The organism is Actinomadura monticuli, assembly GCF_041463655.1.
Taxonomy (GTDB): domain Bacteria; phylum Actinomycetota; class Actinomycetes; order Streptosporangiales; family Streptosporangiaceae; genus Spirillospora; species Spirillospora monticuli.
In genome coordinates this window covers 239,474-255,748 of the sequence record NZ_JAXCEI010000002.1, presented here as the reverse complement: position 1 = coordinate 255,748, position 16,275 = coordinate 239,474, and the positions used below count along the sequence as shown (strand labels likewise).

At 75.3% G+C, this 16,275-nt stretch carries 2 protein-coding genes; both read left to right on the top strand.

All coding sequences use genetic code 11. From position 1 onward, the window contains the following. Window positions 1–30 precede the first annotated feature (30 nt). On the top strand, window positions 31–11,391 hold the full coding sequence (locus tag SM611_RS04725) for an SDR family NAD(P)-dependent oxidoreductase (RefSeq protein WP_371947564.1): 11,361 nt from the start codon (window positions 31–33) through the stop codon (window positions 11,389–11,391). Beyond that, the gene (locus tag SM611_RS04720; RefSeq protein WP_371947563.1) at window positions 11,391–16,250 is read left to right on the top strand and encodes a type I polyketide synthase; all 4,860 of its coding nucleotides are present in this window, start codon (window positions 11,391–11,393) and stop codon (window positions 16,248–16,250) included. The genes SM611_RS04725 and SM611_RS04720 overlap by 1 nt, the downstream gene beginning before the upstream one ends. Window positions 16,251–16,275: the final 25 nt, after the last annotated feature.

Here is a 16,275-nt window from a genome sequence, read left to right as displayed (position 1 = left end):
CGAACCGTGCTCATGGCTGGGTGACCTCGGATGGCGACTGAACGACAGCTGGTCGATTACCTCAAGCGGGTCGCGGCCGACCTGCACGACACGCGGCAGCGGCTCCAGGAGGCGGAGGAGCGGAACGCCGAGCCGGTGGCCGTGGTCGGCATGGCGTGCCGGTTCCCCGGCGGCGTGCGCTCGCCGGAGGACCTGTGGGACCTGGTGGCCTCGGGGCGGGACGCGATCGGCGCGTTCCCGTCCAACCGCGGCTGGGACCTGGACGGCCTCTACCACCCGGACCCCGATCACCCCGGCACGTGCTACGTGCGCGAAGGCGGCTTCCTCCACGACGCCGACCGGTTCGACGCCGCGTTCTTCGGGATCAGCCCGCGCGAGGCCCTCGACGCCAACCCGCAGCAGCGCGTGCTGCTGGAGACGGCGTGGGAGCTGCTGGAGCGGGCCGGGGTCGACCCCGCCTCGCTGAAGGGCACCGCGACCGGGGTGTACGTGGGCACGGCGACCACCGGGAACGGGGCGCGCGGGGACGGCGCGACCGAGGGCTACGCCGGCAACGCCCCGAGCGTCCTGTCCGGGCGGATCGCCTACACGCTCGGGCTCGAAGGCCCGGCGCTGACGGTCGAGACGGCGTGCTCCTCGTCGCTGGCGGCGACCCACCTGGCGGCGCAGGCGCTGCGGCAGGGCGACTGCTCGCTCGCCATGGCGGGCGGCGTGACGGTGATGCCGACGCCCGAGGTGTTCACCGGGTTCTCGCGGCAGCGCGGCCTGGCGCCGGACGGCCGCTGCAAGCCGTTCGCCGCGTCCGCCGACGGGACGGGCTGGGGCGAGGGCGTCGGGCTCCTGCTGCTGGAGCGCCTGTCGGACGCGCGCCGCAACGGGCATCGTGTGCTGGCGCTGATCCGGGGCTCGGCCGTCAACCAGGACGGCGCCAGCAACGGCTTCACCGCGCCCAACGGCCCGTCCCAGCAGCGGGTGATCCGGCAGGCGCTGGCAAGCGCGCGGCTGTCCCCGTCCGAGGTGGACGCGGTGGAGGCGCACGGCACCGGCACGCCGCTCGGCGACCCGATCGAGGCCGACGCGCTCCTCGCGACCTACGGCCGGAACCGCCCTGAGGACCGTCCGCTGTGGCTCGGGTCGGTCAAGTCGAACATCGGGCACACGCAGGGAGCGGCGGGCGTGGCCGGGCTGATCAAGATGATCATGGCGCTCCGGCGCGGCGTCCTGCCGCCCACGCTGCACGCCGCGGACCCCACGCCTCACGTGGACTGGTCCGCCGGCACGGTGCGGCTGCTGACCGAGGCCCGGGAGTGGCCGCGGACGGGCCGGCCGCTGCGCGCGGGCGTTTCCTCCTTCGGCATCTCCGGGACGAACGCGCACGTGATCGTGGAGGAGGCCGCCGAGGAGGCCGAGCCTGAAGCCGGGCGGTGTGATCCGGTGGGTGTGGTGCCGTGGGTGGTGTCGGCGCGCGGCGCCGAGGCGCTGCGGGCGCAGGCGGTGAGGTTGAAGGAGTTCGCCGCCGCATCCGGGGCGTCTGTGGTTGATGTGGGTTGGTCGTTGCTGAGGGCGCGGTCGTTGTTCGAGCACCGCCTGGTGGCGGTGGGTTCGTCGTGTGGGGAGTTGGTGGCGGGGCTGGAGGCTGCCGATCCGGTGGAGCCGGTGGAGGGTGGGTCGGTGTGGTTGTTCAGTGGTCAGGGCAGCCAGCGTGTGGGGATGGGTGCGGGGCTGTACGAGCGGTTCCCGGTGTTCGCCGAGACGTTCGACGAGGTGTGCGGGCTGCTGGACCCCTACCTTGAGCACCCGTTGAGACAGGTGGTGTTCGAGGGACCGGCCGAGGTGCTGGACCACACCACCTACGCCCAGTCCGCCCTGTTCGCCGTCGAGGTGAGCCTGGCGCGCCTGCTGACCAGCATGGGCGTCCGGCCGGACGCGGTCATCGGACATTCGATCGGCGAGGTCGCCGCGGCGCATGTGGCCGGAGTGTTCGACCTGGCGGACGCGTGCCGGCTGGTGGGGGCGCGCGCGACCCTGATGGGCCGGCTGCCCGCCGGGGGCGCCATGGCGGCCCTCCAGGCGAGTGCCGACGAGGTGACGGTCCCCGACGGGGTGAGCGTGGCGGCGCTGAACACGCCGGACGGCACGGTGATCTCCGGGCCGGCCGAACCGGTGGCCCGGCTTGAGGCGGAGTGGCGCGAGCGGGGACGCAAGACCAGGCGCCTGCGGGTCAGCCACGCCTTCCACTCGGCGCTGATGGAGCCGATGCTGGACGAGTTCGCCGAGGCGATCGGCGGGCTGGCGTTCGCCGAACCGTCGATCCCGCTGATCTGCAACGTGACGGGCCAGGCGGCGGACGCGCGGATCGCCGGCCCCGCCTACTGGGTGCGGCAGGTGCGCGAGCCGGTGCGGTTCCAACCGGCCGTCGCCGAGGTGGCCGACCGGGCCGGGACGTTCGTCGAACTGGGACCCGACCCGGTGCTGGCCACCGCCGTCCAGCACACGGTGGACGACGCCGCCGCCGTGGCCGTCCTCGACGGCGAGCACCCCGACGCCGTCGCGTTCGGGCGCGCCCTCGGGTACCTGCACGCCGCCGGGACCGACGTGGACTGGAGCCCCTGGTTCCCCGCCGACCCGGCCCCCCGCGTCGTCGACCTGCCCACCTACGCCTTCCAGCGGCGGCGGTTCTGGCCGTCGGAGTGGCGCGGGGACCGCGACGCGGCGGGCCTCGGCCTCACCCCCGCCGGGCACCCCCTGCTGGGAGCCGCGGTGGAGCTGGCCGAGGGCGACGCCTTCCTGCTGACCGGCCGCCTCGACGGCTCCGCCGGCTCGTGGCTGGGCGACCACGTGGTGGCGGGGACGGCCGTCGTGGCCGGCGCGGTCTTCGTCGAATGGGCGCTGCGCGCCGCCGACGGCGCCGGTTGCGCGACCGTGGACGACCTGACGCTGCGGGCGCCGCTCGTGCTGCCGCCCTCGGGCGGAGTGCGCGTCCAGGTCGCCGTGGGCGCGGCGGACGGCGACGGCCGCCGCGAGCTCCACGTCTACTCCAGGCCCGACGACGAGAACGCCGAAGCCTGGGAGTGCCACGCCTCGGGCGCCCTCGTCCCGCGGTCCACGCCCGCCGGCGTCCCGCCCGAGGCGTGGCCGCCGCCGGGCGCCGAGCCGCTCGACGTCGACGGCCTGTACGAGCGCGCCGCCGCGGCCGGGTACGAGTACGGCCCCGCCTTCCGTGCCGTGCGCGCGGCCTGGCGGCAGGGGGACGACCTGCTGGCGGAGGTGGACCTGCCCAAGGAGGCCGGGGACGAGGACGGCTTCACCGTCCACCCGGTCCTGCTCGACGCGGCCCTGCACACGGCGCTGCTCGCCGGCCGCTCCGGCGAGCGCGCCGAGGGCGCCGACGGCGAGGACGGCGACGGCACGGTCTGGATCCCGTTCGACTGGCACGGTGTGTCGCTGCACGCGACCGGCGCCACCACCGTGCGCGTGCGCCTCTCACCGGGCGACGACGGCGACCGGCGGACCCTGCGCCTGCTGCTGGCCGACCCGGCGGGCCGGCCCGTGCTGGGCGTGGACGAGCTGTGGATGCGCCCGGTGGAGGCCCGCCGGTTCCAGGCCGCCCTTCAGAGCACCGCCCATGGCCTGTTCACCTTGGACTGGACGCCCGCCGCCCCGGGCGACGACGCCGAGCCGGTCGCCGTCCTCGACCCCGGGCCGGTGGGCCCGCGCCTGGTCGAGGCGGCGCTCCAGGCCGAGCCCCCGCCCTCGTCGGTGCTGCCGGTCGAGGTCGGCGGCGCCGAGGGCGACGACGCCGCCGGCGCCGGCCGGGCCGCGGTGGAACGCGTCCTCGAAACGGCGATGGCGTGGCTGGCCGAGCCGCGGCTGGCCGGCGTCCGCCTCGCGTTCGTCATGCGGGGCGGCCTCGCGGAGGCCGGAGTCTGGGGCCTGGTCCGCAGCGCTCAGGCCGAGCACCCCGACCGCTTCCTGCTCGTGGACGCCGCCGGCGAGGCCGACGTCGGCCCGGCGGACGCGGTCCGGCTGGCGCTGGGCGCGGGCGAGGAGCAGGTGCGGGTGCGGGACGGGCGGGTCCTGGTGCCCCGCCTCGTCCGGGCGGCCGGCGACCCCGGCGAGGTCCCGGCGCTCGGCGGGGACGGGACCGTGCTGGTGACCGGCGGCACGGGATCGCTCGGCGGGCTCGTGGCCGAGCATCTCGTCCGGCGGCACGGGGCGCGGCGCGTGCTGCTGCTCTCGCGGCGGGGCATCGGGGCGCCCGGCGCGGCGGACCTCGCCGAGCGGCTGGCCGGGCTGGGCGCGCGGGTGGACGTCGCGTCCGTCGACGTCGCCGACGGGGAGGCGCTGGCACGGGCGCTGGCGGGCGTCCCCGCCGAGCATCCCGTCACCGGCGTCGTCCACGCCGCCGGGACGCTCGACGACGCGGTCCTCACGTCCCACACGCCCGAGCGGCTGGAGCGCGTGTGGCGGCCGAAGGCGCTCGGCGCGTGGAACCTGCACATGCTGACCCGCGATCTTCCGCTGGAGTTCTTCTGGGTCTTCTCCTCGGCGGCCGGGACGCTGGGGAACGCGGGGCAGGCCGGGTACGCGGCGGCCAACGCGTTCTGCGACGCGCTGATGGTCCGCCGCCGCGACGCCGGCCTGCCGGGCATGGCCGTGGCCTGGGGGCCGTGGGACGCCGGCGGGATGAGCGCCGGGCTGACCGCCGCCGACCTGGCCCGGCTGCGCGGCGTGCGCCCGCTGCCGGCCGAGCGCGGCCTGGCCCTGCTGGACGCGGCCCGGCGGCTCGGCGAGCCCGTGGTCGTGGCCGCCGACATCGCCGTGGCGGGCGTCCCCGCCGAGGAGCTGCCCCCGGCCCTGCGCGGCCGGGTGGGGCGCACCCGGCGGCGGGCGGCGTCCGGCGGCGGCGCGCCCGCGCTGGCCGCGCGGCTGGCGGGGCTGGACGCCGGGGCGCGCGCCGAGGTGCTCGCGGGCCTCGTCCGGGAGCACGTCGCGACCGTCCTCGGCCACGCCTCGCCGGACGACGTGCGCCCGGACGCCAACTTCGAGGAGCTCGGGTTCGACTCGCTGACGGTCGTGGGGCTGCGCAACAAGCTCGCCGCCGCCACCGGGCTGCGCCTGCCGGCGACGCTGGCGTTCGACCATCCGACCCCGCGCGCGCTGGCCCGGTACCTGGGCACCCGGCTGGACGGCGTGCGGGCCCCGGTCGTCCCGGCGCGGGCGGCGGCGCGGGCGGACGATCCGGTGGCGATCGTGGCGATGGCGTGCCGGTATCCGGGCGGCGTGCGCTCCCCGGAGGACCTGTGGGAGCTGGTGTCCACGGGCCGCGACGCGATCGGGGAGTTCCCGTCGAACCGCGGCTGGGACCTGGACCGGCTCTTCGCCCCCGACCCGGGCCGGCCGGGGAGCAGCCACACCCGCGAGGGCGGGTTCCTGTACGAGGCGGGGGAGTTCGACGCCGCGTTCTTCGGGATCAGCCCCCGGGAGGCGCTGGCGGCCGACCCGCAGCAGCGGCTCCTCATGGAGGCCGCCTGGGAGACGTTCGAGCGGGCGGGCATCGACCCCGGCGGCCTCGGCGGCACGCCGACCGGCGTGTACACGGGCGTCATGTACCACGACTACGCCAACGGCGCGGCCGACGGCGACGCCAGGCTCGAAGGCCACGTGATGCCCGGGACGGGCAGCGCGATCTCCGGCCGGGTCGCCTACACCCTCGGCCTGGAGGGCCCGGCGCTGACGGTGGACACCGCGTGCTCGTCGTCGCTGGTCGCGATGCACCTCGCCTGCAACGCGCTGCGGCAGGGCGAGTGCGACCTCGCCCTCGCGGGCGGCGTCACCGTCATGGCGACCCCGGGGCTGTTCCCGGGATTCTCCCGGCAGCGCGGCCTGGCCCGGGACGGCCGCTGCAAGTCGTTCGCCGCGTCCGCCGACGGGACGGGCTGGGGCGAGGGCGTCGGGCTCCTGCTGCTGGAGCGCCTGACGGACGCGCGCCGCAACGGCCACCGGGTGCTGGCGACGATCCGGGGTTCGGCGGTCAACCAGGACGGGGCGAGCAACGGCTTCACCGCGCCCAACGGCCCCTCGCAGGAGCGGGTGATCGGGGCGGCGCTCGCGTCCGCCGGGCTCGGCACGTCCGACGTCGACGCGGTGGAGGGGCACGGCACGGGGACGACGCTGGGCGACCCGATCGAGGCGCAGGCGGTGCTGGCGACCTACGGGCGGGACCGTTCGCCGGACCGGCCGCTGTGGCTGGGGTCGGTCAAGTCCAACATCGGGCACACCCAGGCGGCCGCGGGCGCCGCCGGGGTGATCAAGATGGTGGCGGCGATGCGGAACGGCGTCCTGCCGCCGTCCCTGCACATCGACGAGCCGACCCCGCACGTGGACTGGTCGGCGGGCGCGGTGCGGCTGCTGACCGAGGCGCGGGACTGGCCGGCGGGCGGCCGGCCGCGCCGGGCGGGCGTGTCCTCGTTCGGCGCCTCGGGGACGAACGCGCACGTGATCGTCGAGGAGGGCGACCCGCCCGCTCCGGCGGCCGAGGCCGAGCCGGTCGGCGCGGTGCCGTGGGTGGTGTCGGCGCGCAGCGCCGAGGGGCTGCGCGCGCAGGCTGCGAAGCTGAAGGAGTTCGCCGCCGCCGCGCCGGAGGCGTCCCCGGCCGATGTCGGCTGGTCGCTGCTCACGACGCGGTCGCTGTTCGAGCATCGGCTGGTGGCGGTGGGCTCCTCGTCCGGTGAGCTGCTGGCGGGCCTGGACGCCGCCGGAGCCGAGGACGGCGGTCCGGTGGCGCGGATCGGCGGCGACCTGGTCTGGCTGTTCAGCGGCCAGGGTAGCCAGCGCGCGGGGATGGGCGCGGGCCTGTACGAGCGGTTCCCGGTATTCGCCGAAGCGTTCGACGAGGTGTGCGAACTGCTGAACCCGCATCTGGACCATGACCTCGCGTCGGTCGTCCTGGCCGGTACCCCCGACGTCATCGACCACACCACGTACGCGCAGGCGGGACTGTTCGCGCTGCAGATCGGTCTGGCGCGGCTGCTGACCGGCATGGGCGTCCGGCCGGACGCGGTCGTCGGCCACTCGATCGGCGAGGTCGCCGCCGCGCATGTGGCCGGGGTCCTCGACCTGCCCGGCGCGTGCCGGCTGGTGGCCGCCCGAGCCACGCTGATGGGCGCCCTCCCCGCCGGCGGCGCCATGGTCGCGGTCCAGGCCGGAGCGGACGAACTCGACGGGACCCTGCCCGACGGGGTGGGCATCGCATCGTTCAACACCGCTGACAGCTCGGTGGTGTCGGGTCCGGAGGATCTGGTCGCCCAGGTCGGGACGTCCTGGCGGGAGCGAGGCCGCAAGACCAGGCGGCTGACGGTCAGTCATGCGTTCCACTCGGTGCTGATGGAGCCGATGCTGGAGGAGTTCGCCGCCGCGCTCGGCGACGTCTCCTTCGGTGAGCCGGTGGTTCCGCTGGTCAGTACGTTGACGGGGGAACCGGCGGGGAGCGGGATCGCCTCGCCGGAGTACTGGGTGCGGCAGGTGCGTGAGCCGGTGCGGTTCCACCCGGCCATCACCCACCTCGCCGATCGCGCCGGTGCCTTCCTGGAACTCGGCCCCGGACCCGTCCTGGCCACGGCCACGCAGCACATCGCGGACGACGCGCCCGCCCTCGCCGCGCTGAACGGCGACAAGCCCGACGCCGTCGCCTTCGGGCAGGCCCTGGGACGCCTGCACACCGGCGGGCTGGACGTGGACTGGAGCCCCTGGTTCCCGGCCGACCCCCGGCCGCGCGTCGTCGACCTGCCCACCTACGCCTTCCAGCGCCGCACCTACTGGCTGGCCGCCGCGCGCGGGACCGGAGACGCCACCGGCCTCGGCCTGGAACCGGCCCGGCATCCGCTCCTCGGCGCGGCGATGCGGCTCGCGGACGCGGACACGCACGTCCTGACCGGCCGGCTGCCCGGCACCGGGAACGCGGGCTGGCTCGGCGACCACCGCGTCCTCGGCACCGTCCTCCTGCCGGGGACCGTCCTCATCGAGTGGGCCCTGCGGGCGGCCGACGAGGCGGGCTGCGCGGGCGTGGAGGAGCTGACCCTCCAGGCGCCGCTGGTGCTCCCCGGCTCGGGCAGCCTCCCCGTCCAGATCGTGGTGAGCCGGGCCGGGGACGACGGGCGACGGGCGATGCGGATCTTCTCGCGTCCCGGCGACGAATGGGTTCCCCACGCCGAAGGCGTCCTCACGCCGGAGCCCGCCGGCGCACCGGACATGCTCGGCGGCCAATGGCCCCCGGCGGGCGCCGAACCGCTGCCGGTGGACGGCTTCTACGAACGCGTCGCCGCCGCCGGTTACGAGTACGGGCCCGCGTTCCACGGCATGCGGGCGGCCTGGCGGGACGGCACGGACCTCCTCGGCGAGATCGTCCTGCCCGAGGAGGCCGGGGATCCCGCCGGATTCGGCCTCCACCCGGCGCTGCTGGACGCCGCGCTGCACCCGGCGCTGCTGGCCCGCGGGACGGACGGCGACGGCGCCCGGCTTCCGTTCGTCTGGGGCGGCGTCTCGCTGTGGGCGAAGGAGGCGCGGAGCGTGCGGGTCAGGCTGACCCCCGTCGAACCGGACGGGCTCGCGATGACGGTGACCGACGCCGCCGGATCGCCCGTGCTCCGCGTCGAGCAACTCGTGCTGCGCCCGGCCGACCCACGGCAGTTCCGCACCCGTTCCCGTGCCGTCGACGGCCTGTTCGCCGTCGAGTGGACGCCCGCCCCGGACCCAATCGCCGCGTCCCCGGACGATGTCGAGGTCGTGGAGCCGGGGAACGTGGACGAGGCGCTGCGAAGCGTCCGGGACCGGCTGACCGGCCCCGGTTCCGACGGCGATCACCGGCTCGCGATCGTCACGCGCGGTGCGGTTGGGGAGTCTCCCGATCCGGACGGTGCGGCGGTGTGGGGTCTGGTGCGCAGCGCCCAGGCGGAGCATCCAGGCCGTTTCGTCCTGGTTGACCTCGACGAGGAGACGGACACCGGCGATGTGGCCCGGTATGCGGTCGAGCCGCAGGTGGCGGTGCGGGATGGTGGGGTGCTGGTTCCGCGTCTGGTGCGTGCGGGTGTGCCGCGGGAGCTCGCGGGTCCGGTGGGTGAGCGGGCGTGGCGGTTGGTCGCTGATGAGGTGTCGACGCTTGATGATGTGTCGGTGGCGGGGTGTCCTGAGGTGTTGGGGCCGCTTGCTGCTGGTCAGGTGCGCATCGATGTGTATGCGGCTGGTGTGAATTTCCGGGATGTGTTGATCGGCCTGGGCATGGTTCCTGGGTTTGGTGGGATCGGTGGTGAGGGTGCCGGTGTGGTCACCGAGGTCGGGCCGGACGTCACGGGTCTGGCACCGGGTGATCGGGTGATGGGGGTGTTCGGTGGCGCGTTCGGCCCGGTCGCGGTCGCGGACGCCCGCTCGGTCGTGCCGATGCCTGAGGGCTGGAGCTTCGGGCAGGCTGCCGGTGTGGGTGTGGCGTTCCTGACGGCTTGGTTCGGTCTGGTGGATCTGGCTGAGTTGGGTCCGGGTCAGACCGTGTTGGTTCATGCTGCGACCGGTGGTGTGGGGCGGGCCGCGGTGCAGATCGCTGGCCATCTGGGCGCGGAGGTGTATGCGACGGCCAGTCCCGGCAAGCACGTTTTGCTGGAGGAGATGGGCATCGATGAGGCGCATCGTGCCTCGTCTCGCGATCTGGACTTTGAGGATGCCTTCCGTGCCGCGACCGGTGGCCGGGGTGTGGATGTGGTGCTCAACAGTCTGGCCGGTGAGTTCACTGATGCGTCGTTGCGGTTGCTGGCCGGGGGCGGCCGGTTCCTGGAGATGGGCAAGACCGACATCCGCTCCGATCCCGGGGTTTGGTATCGGGCGTTCGATCTGGCGGGCGATGTCCCGCCCGAGCGGATCGAGTCGATGCTGGCCGAACTGCGGGAGTTGTTTGTGTCCGGGGGGTTGGAGGCGTTGCCGGTGCAGGCGTGGCCGTTGGGGCGGGCGCGGGAGGCGCTGCGGTTCATGAGCCAGGCCCGCCACACCGGCAAGCTGGTACTGGACATACCGGCCGCGTTCGACCCCGACGGCACGGTGTTGATCACCGGTGGCACCGGAACCCTGGGCGCTCTGACCGCCCACCACCTGGCCCGCGCCTGGGGCGCCCGGCACCTGCTGCTGGTCAGCCGACGCGGCCCGGACGCGCCCGGCGCGGCCGAGCTCGCAGACCAGATCCCGGCCGATGTCCGTATCGAGGCCGCCGACATCGGCGACCCCGACGCCGTCGGTGACCTGATCGAGGGCATCGACCCCGACCACCCCCTCACCGGGGTGATCCATGCCGCGGGCGTCATCGACGACGGCCTGATCACCGACCTCACCCCCCGGCAGATGACCGAGGTCTGGAAGGTCAAAGCAGACGGGGCCGCCAATCTCGACGCCGCCACCACCGATCACCGGCTCGCCTTCTTCACCGTCTTCTCCTCAGCCGCCGGCACCACCGGCAGCCCAGGCCAGGCCAACTACGCCGCCGCCAACGCCTACTGCGACGCCCTCATCGCCCGGCGGCGCGCGGCGGGGCTGCCGGGCCAGTCCATCGCCTGGGGGCTGTGGGAGTCGGCCAGCGGGATCACCGGCGAACTCAGCGACACCGACCTGCATCGCATGAGGAGCAGCGGGATCACTCCGCTCAGCGACGAGCGGGGACTGGCGCTCCTGGACGCCGCGTTCGAGGACGGGAGGGCGCACCTCGTCGCGTCCGACCTGGACGTCGCCGGGGTGCCCGCCGACGTCCTGCCGCCCCTGCTGCGTGCGCTGGCGCCGGACGGCGGCGACGCCCGCCGGGCCGCCGCCAACGGGCACCGGCGGGTCGACTGGGCCGGGCAGCTCGCCGGCCGGCCGGCGGACGAGCAGCTCGGCCTGCTCCTCGGCCTCGTGCGGACGCACGCCGCGGCCGTCCTCGGGCACGCCGACCCGGACGCGCTGAGCGCCGGCACCCAGTTGAAGGATCTCGGTTTCGACTCCCTCACCGCCGTGGAACTGCGCAACCGGCTGTCGGCGGCCACCGGCCTGCGGCTGCCCGCCGCGCTCGCGTTCACCTACCCGTCCCCGGCGGCCATCGCCGACCATCTGCGCGAGCGGCTGGCCCCGGCCGAAGCGGACCCGTCCGCCCCCGTCTTCGGCGAGGTGGACCGGCTGGAGGCGCTGATCGACCGGTTCGCCCCGGACGGGGACGCGCGGACCCGCCTCGCCAAGCGCCTGGAGGGCCTGCTGTGGCGGCTGGGCGACTCCGCCGATGGCGCCACCGCCGTCGACGACGGCGCGCTCGACTCGGCGTCCGACGACGACATGTTCGCGCTCATCGACCGGGAACTCGGATCCTCCACGGGAAGCGAGGACTGATGTCCGACACCGAAGACAAGCTCCGCCAATACCTCAAGCGCGTCACCCGGGACCTCGGCCGGACGCGTCAGCGCCTGCGCGAGGTGGAGGAGCGGTCCCGGGAGCCGGTGGCGGTGGTGAGCATGGCCTGCCGCCTTCCCGGCGGAGTGAACTCTCCCGAGGACCTGTGGGAGATGGTGTCCTCGGGGCGGGACGGGATCGGCGATTTCCCGTCCGACCGGGGCTGGGACCTGGACCGGCTGTTCCATCCGGCCCCCGACAACCCCGGCACCACCTATGTGCGGCGCGGCGGGTTCCTGGACGACCCCGCCGGGTTCGACGCCGCGTTCTTCGGCATCAGCCCGCGCGAGGCCCTGGCCATGGAACCGCAGCAGCGCGTCCTGCTGGAGACCGCGTGGGAACTGCTGGAACGGGCCGGGGTCGACCCGAACTCCGTGCGGGGCACCGGGGTCGGCGTCTTCGCCGGGATCTCCAGCCAGGACTACCACACCGGGGCCGGGACGCCCGGCGAGATCGAGGGCTACATCGCCACGGGCAGCCTCGCCAGCGTCATATCGGGCAGGGTCGCCTACACGCTCGGGCTGGAGGGCCCGGCCGTGACGGTGGACACCGCGTGCTCGTCCTCGCTGGTCGCCATGCACCTGGCCTGCGCCGCGCTGCGCCGGGACGAATGCGACCTCGCCATGGCGGGCGGCGTCACCGTGCTGGCGACACCGACCGCGTTCGTGGACTTCTCCCGGCAGCGGGGCCTGGCCCCGGACGGCCGCTGCAAGGCGTTCGCGGCGGCGGCGGACGGCACAGGCTTCTCCGAGGGTGTCGGCCTGGTGCTGCTGGAGCGCCTCTCGGACGCGCGCCGCAACGGCCATCGCGTGCTGGCGGTGATCCGGGGTTCGGCCGTCAACCAGGACGGCGCCAGCAACGGCCTCACCGCGCCCAGCGACGCCGCCCAGGAAAGGGTGATCCGCCGGGCCCTGGAGAACGCCCGCCTCAACGCCTCCGACGTGGACGCGGTGGAGGCGCACGGCACGGGGACGACGCTGGGCGACCCGATCGAGGCGCAGGCCCTCCTCGCCGCCTACGGGCAGGGCCGGCCCCAGGACCGGCCGCTCTGGCTGGGCTCGGTCAAGTCCAACATCGGGCACACCCAGGCGGCGGCGGGCGTCGCGGGGGTCATGAAGATGGTGCTGGCGATGCGGCACGGCGTCCTGCCCGCCTCGCTGCACATCGACGAGCCCTCCGGATACGTGGACTGGGACGACGGCGGGCTGCGCCTGCTGACCGAGGGCAGAGAGTGGCCGGACACCGGTCGTCCGCGCCGGGCGGGCGTGTCGTCCTTCGGCATCTCCGGCACGAACGCGCACATGATCGTCGAGCAGGCCCCCGAGGAGCCCGAGCCGGTCGAGGACGCCCCCCGGGTACCCGGTGCGGTGCCGTGGGTGCTGTCGGCGCGCAGCCACGCCGCCCTGCGGGACCAGGCCCGCAGGCTGCGGGAGCGCGTGACCGCCGATCCCGTCGAGGTGGGCTGGTCGCTGCTGAAGACCCGGCCCCTGTTCGAGCATCGGGCGGTGATCCTGGGGGAGGACCCGGCGGCCGGGCTGGACGCCCTCGCCGAGGATGTGCCGCATCCGGACGTGGTGGTGGGTGAGGCGCGCACCGCGAGCGTCGGCCCGGTGCTGGTGTTTCCCGGGCAGGGTTCGCAGTGGGCCGGGATGGGCGCGCGGCTGCTGGATGAGTCGCCGGTGTTCGCCTCCCGGATCGCCGAGTGCGAACAAGCCCTCAACCCGCACGTGGACTGGTCACTGACCGAAGTGCTGCGCGGTGACGGTTCCGAGTTGTCGCGCGTGGACGTCGTGCAGCCCGTCCTATGGGCGGTCATGGTCTCGCTGGCCGCCGTGTGGGCCGACCACGGCGTCACCCCCGCCGCCGTCGTCGGACACAGCCAAGGCGAAATCGCCGCCGCCTGCGTCGCCGGAGCACTCACCCTCGACGACGCCGCCAAAGTCGTCGCACTACGCAGCAAAGCCCTACGGCAACTGTCCGGACAGGGCGCGATGGCCTCCCTGAGCATCGGCGAAGAACGCGCCACCGAACTGCTCACCGACTTCCCGGACGTGACGGTCGCCGCGATCAACAGCCCATCCACCACCGTCATCTCCGGCCCACCCGACCACATCGCCGCCGCCGTAGCGGCAGCCGAAGAGCAAGGGCTGCGCGCCCGCACCATCGACGTCGACTACGCCTCCCACGGACCCCAGATCGACCAGATCACCGACCAACTCACCCGAACCCTCGCCGACATCACACCCCAGACAGCGCGGGTGACGTTCTACTCCACCGTCACCACCACACCCCACGACACCACCACCCTCGACACCCAATACTGGACCACCAACCTGCGCCACCCCGTCCGCTTCGCCGACACCATCACCACCCTCCTCACCGACGGCCACCGCCTGTTCATCGAGGTCAGCCCCCACCCCGTCCAGACGCCCGGCATCGAGGAGTGCTTCGAGCACGCCGGCACCCCTGCCACCGCCATCGCCACCCTGCGCCGCGACCACGGCGACCTGGCGCAGATCGCGCACGCACTCGCCCACGCCCACACCACCGGCACCCCCATCGACTGGACTTCCTGGTTCCCCGCCGACCCGCCGCCCCGGACCACCGACCTCCCCACCTACCCGTTCCAGCACGAGCGGTACTGGCTGCCGGAGGTCGCGCCGCCCCTCTCCGCCGCCGGGCCGGAGGACGAGGAGGAGGCACGGTTCTGGGCGGCCGTCGAGCACGGGGACGCGGACGACTTCGCGGGCGCGCTCGGCGTCGCCGGTGCCGGCGAGCCCAGGGCGTCGCTCGACGCGACGCTTCCGGTCCTGTCCCGGTGGCGGCGGGAGCGGCGCGAACGGTCCGAGGTCGACTCCTGGCGGTATCGCGTCGAGTGGCGGCCGTCGGCGGCGGAGCCCCCGGGCCCCGGCGTCCCGGCCGGATCGTGGCTCGTCGTCCGGCCGCGAGACGGCGCCGCCGAATGGGCGGAGGCGTGCGCGGCCGCGCTGGAGGACGGCGGCGGCCTGGTGCGCCACCTCGACGTCGACCCGGACACCGACCGGGCCGCGCTCCGCGCCGCGCTCGACGCGATGGCCGCCGAGGAGGCGCCGCCGACGGGCGTGGTGTCGCTGCTCGCCCTCGACGAGCGCGAGGACGACGCCCACGGCGGCGGCCCTCCCGGGCTCACCGGCACCCTCACCCTTCTCCAGGCCCTGGTCGACGCGGAACTGCGGGCGCCGCTGTGGGCGTTGACGCGCGGCGCGGTCGCCGTCGGCGGCGACGACGGCGGCCCGGAGCGTCCCGTCCAGGCGCGGGTCTGGGGGCTCGGCCGGGTGGCGGCCCTCGAACATCCGGCCGTCTGGGGCGGGCTCCTGGATCTGCCGCCCGCCCCGCAGGATCTCGACCCGGCGCACCTGCACGCCGCACTCGTCCGCGAGGACGGCGGGGCCGCCGGGGACGGCGAGGACGAGGTGGCGCTGCGGCCCGCCGGCGTGTTCGTGCGCCGGCTCGTGGAGGACCCGGCCGGAGCCGGCCCGCCGCCCCCCGACTGGCGTCCGCGCGGCGCCGTGCTCGTCACCGGGGCCGCGGACGGGCCCGCCATGCACGTCGCGCGGTGGATGGCGGAGCGGGGCGCGGAGCGCGTGTTCCTGCTCGACCGCGCTGGGACGAAGGCGTCCGAGGCGCCGGGCGTGACGGTCGTCGACGCGGTTCCGGCCGATGCCGGCATCGGGACGCTCGTGCACGCGTCGGCGTCGGACGAGCTGGCGCCGCTCGCCGGGACGTCCCCGTCCGCGCTGGCCGAGACGGTCCGCGCCGGAACGGGCGGTGCCTTCGAGGTGGAGGAGAGCTGCGGCCTGGGCCCCGGCGACACCATCGTCTACTTCTCCTCGATCGCCGCCGTCTGGGGCAGCCGGGACCACGGCGCGTACGCCGCCGCGATCGCGCATCTGGACGCCTGGGCGCAGCGGCGCCGGGCCGAAGGCGTGCACGCCGTCTCCGTTGCCTGGGGCATGTGGGACATGCCGGACGACGGCGAGGAGGAGGCCGGGCGGGCGCGCCCGCACGTCGAGAGCGCCCGGCGGCAGGGGATCGTGCCGCTGGACCTGCGGCTCGCGTTCGCCGCCCTGCACCGGATCATGCAGCGCGACGACCCGCACGTCGTCGTGGCCGACGTCGCGTGGCAGCGCTTCGCGTCCCTGTTCACCATGGCGCGCAGGACGCGGCTGTTCGACGAGATGCCCGCGGCGATGGAGGTGATCCGGGGCGCGCGGGAGACCGGCGACGCCGCCGAGGTGACCGAGGCGCTGCGCCGGGACCTCGCGGCGCGGCCGGAGGCCGAGCGGCACGGCGCGCTGCTGGCGCTGGTGCGCGCGAACGTCGCGGCGGTGCTGCGGTACGCGGGCGCGGACGCGATCGATCCGCGGCGCCCGTTCAAGGACCTGGGGTTCGACTCGCTCGCGGCCGTCGAGCTGCGCAACCGGCTGCGGTCCGCGACCGGGCTGCGGCTGCCGGCGACGCTGGTGTTCGACCATCCGACGCCGGACGTCCTGGCGGGACGGCTGCTGAGCGAGGTCCTGCCCGCGGGCGCCGGGGCGGCGCTTCCGGCGTTCGGCCGCCTGGACGACCTGGAGGCGGCGCTGGCCGTCCTGCCGGCCGAGGACGTGCGGCGCAGCGGCCTGGCCGATCGGCTGCAGACGCTCCTGTGGAGGTACGCGGGCGACGCCGCCGAGCCGGACGCCGCCGAGGACGAGACGAGCCTGGAGACGGCGACGGCCGACGAGATGTTCGCGCTGATCGACCGCGAGCTGGGCACCTGACGTCCCGCCCCGTGCAGGACGGTCC

Excerpts from the sequence above, each read along its gene's own strand:
- SM611_RS04725 (WP_371947564.1), top strand. The coding sequence starts at position 31 with ATGGCGACTGAACGACAGCTGGTCGATTACCTCAAGCGGGTCGCGGCC.
- SM611_RS04720 (WP_371947563.1), top strand. The coding sequence starts at position 11,391 with ATGTCCGACACCGAAGACAAGCTCCGCCAATACCTCAAGCGCGTCACC.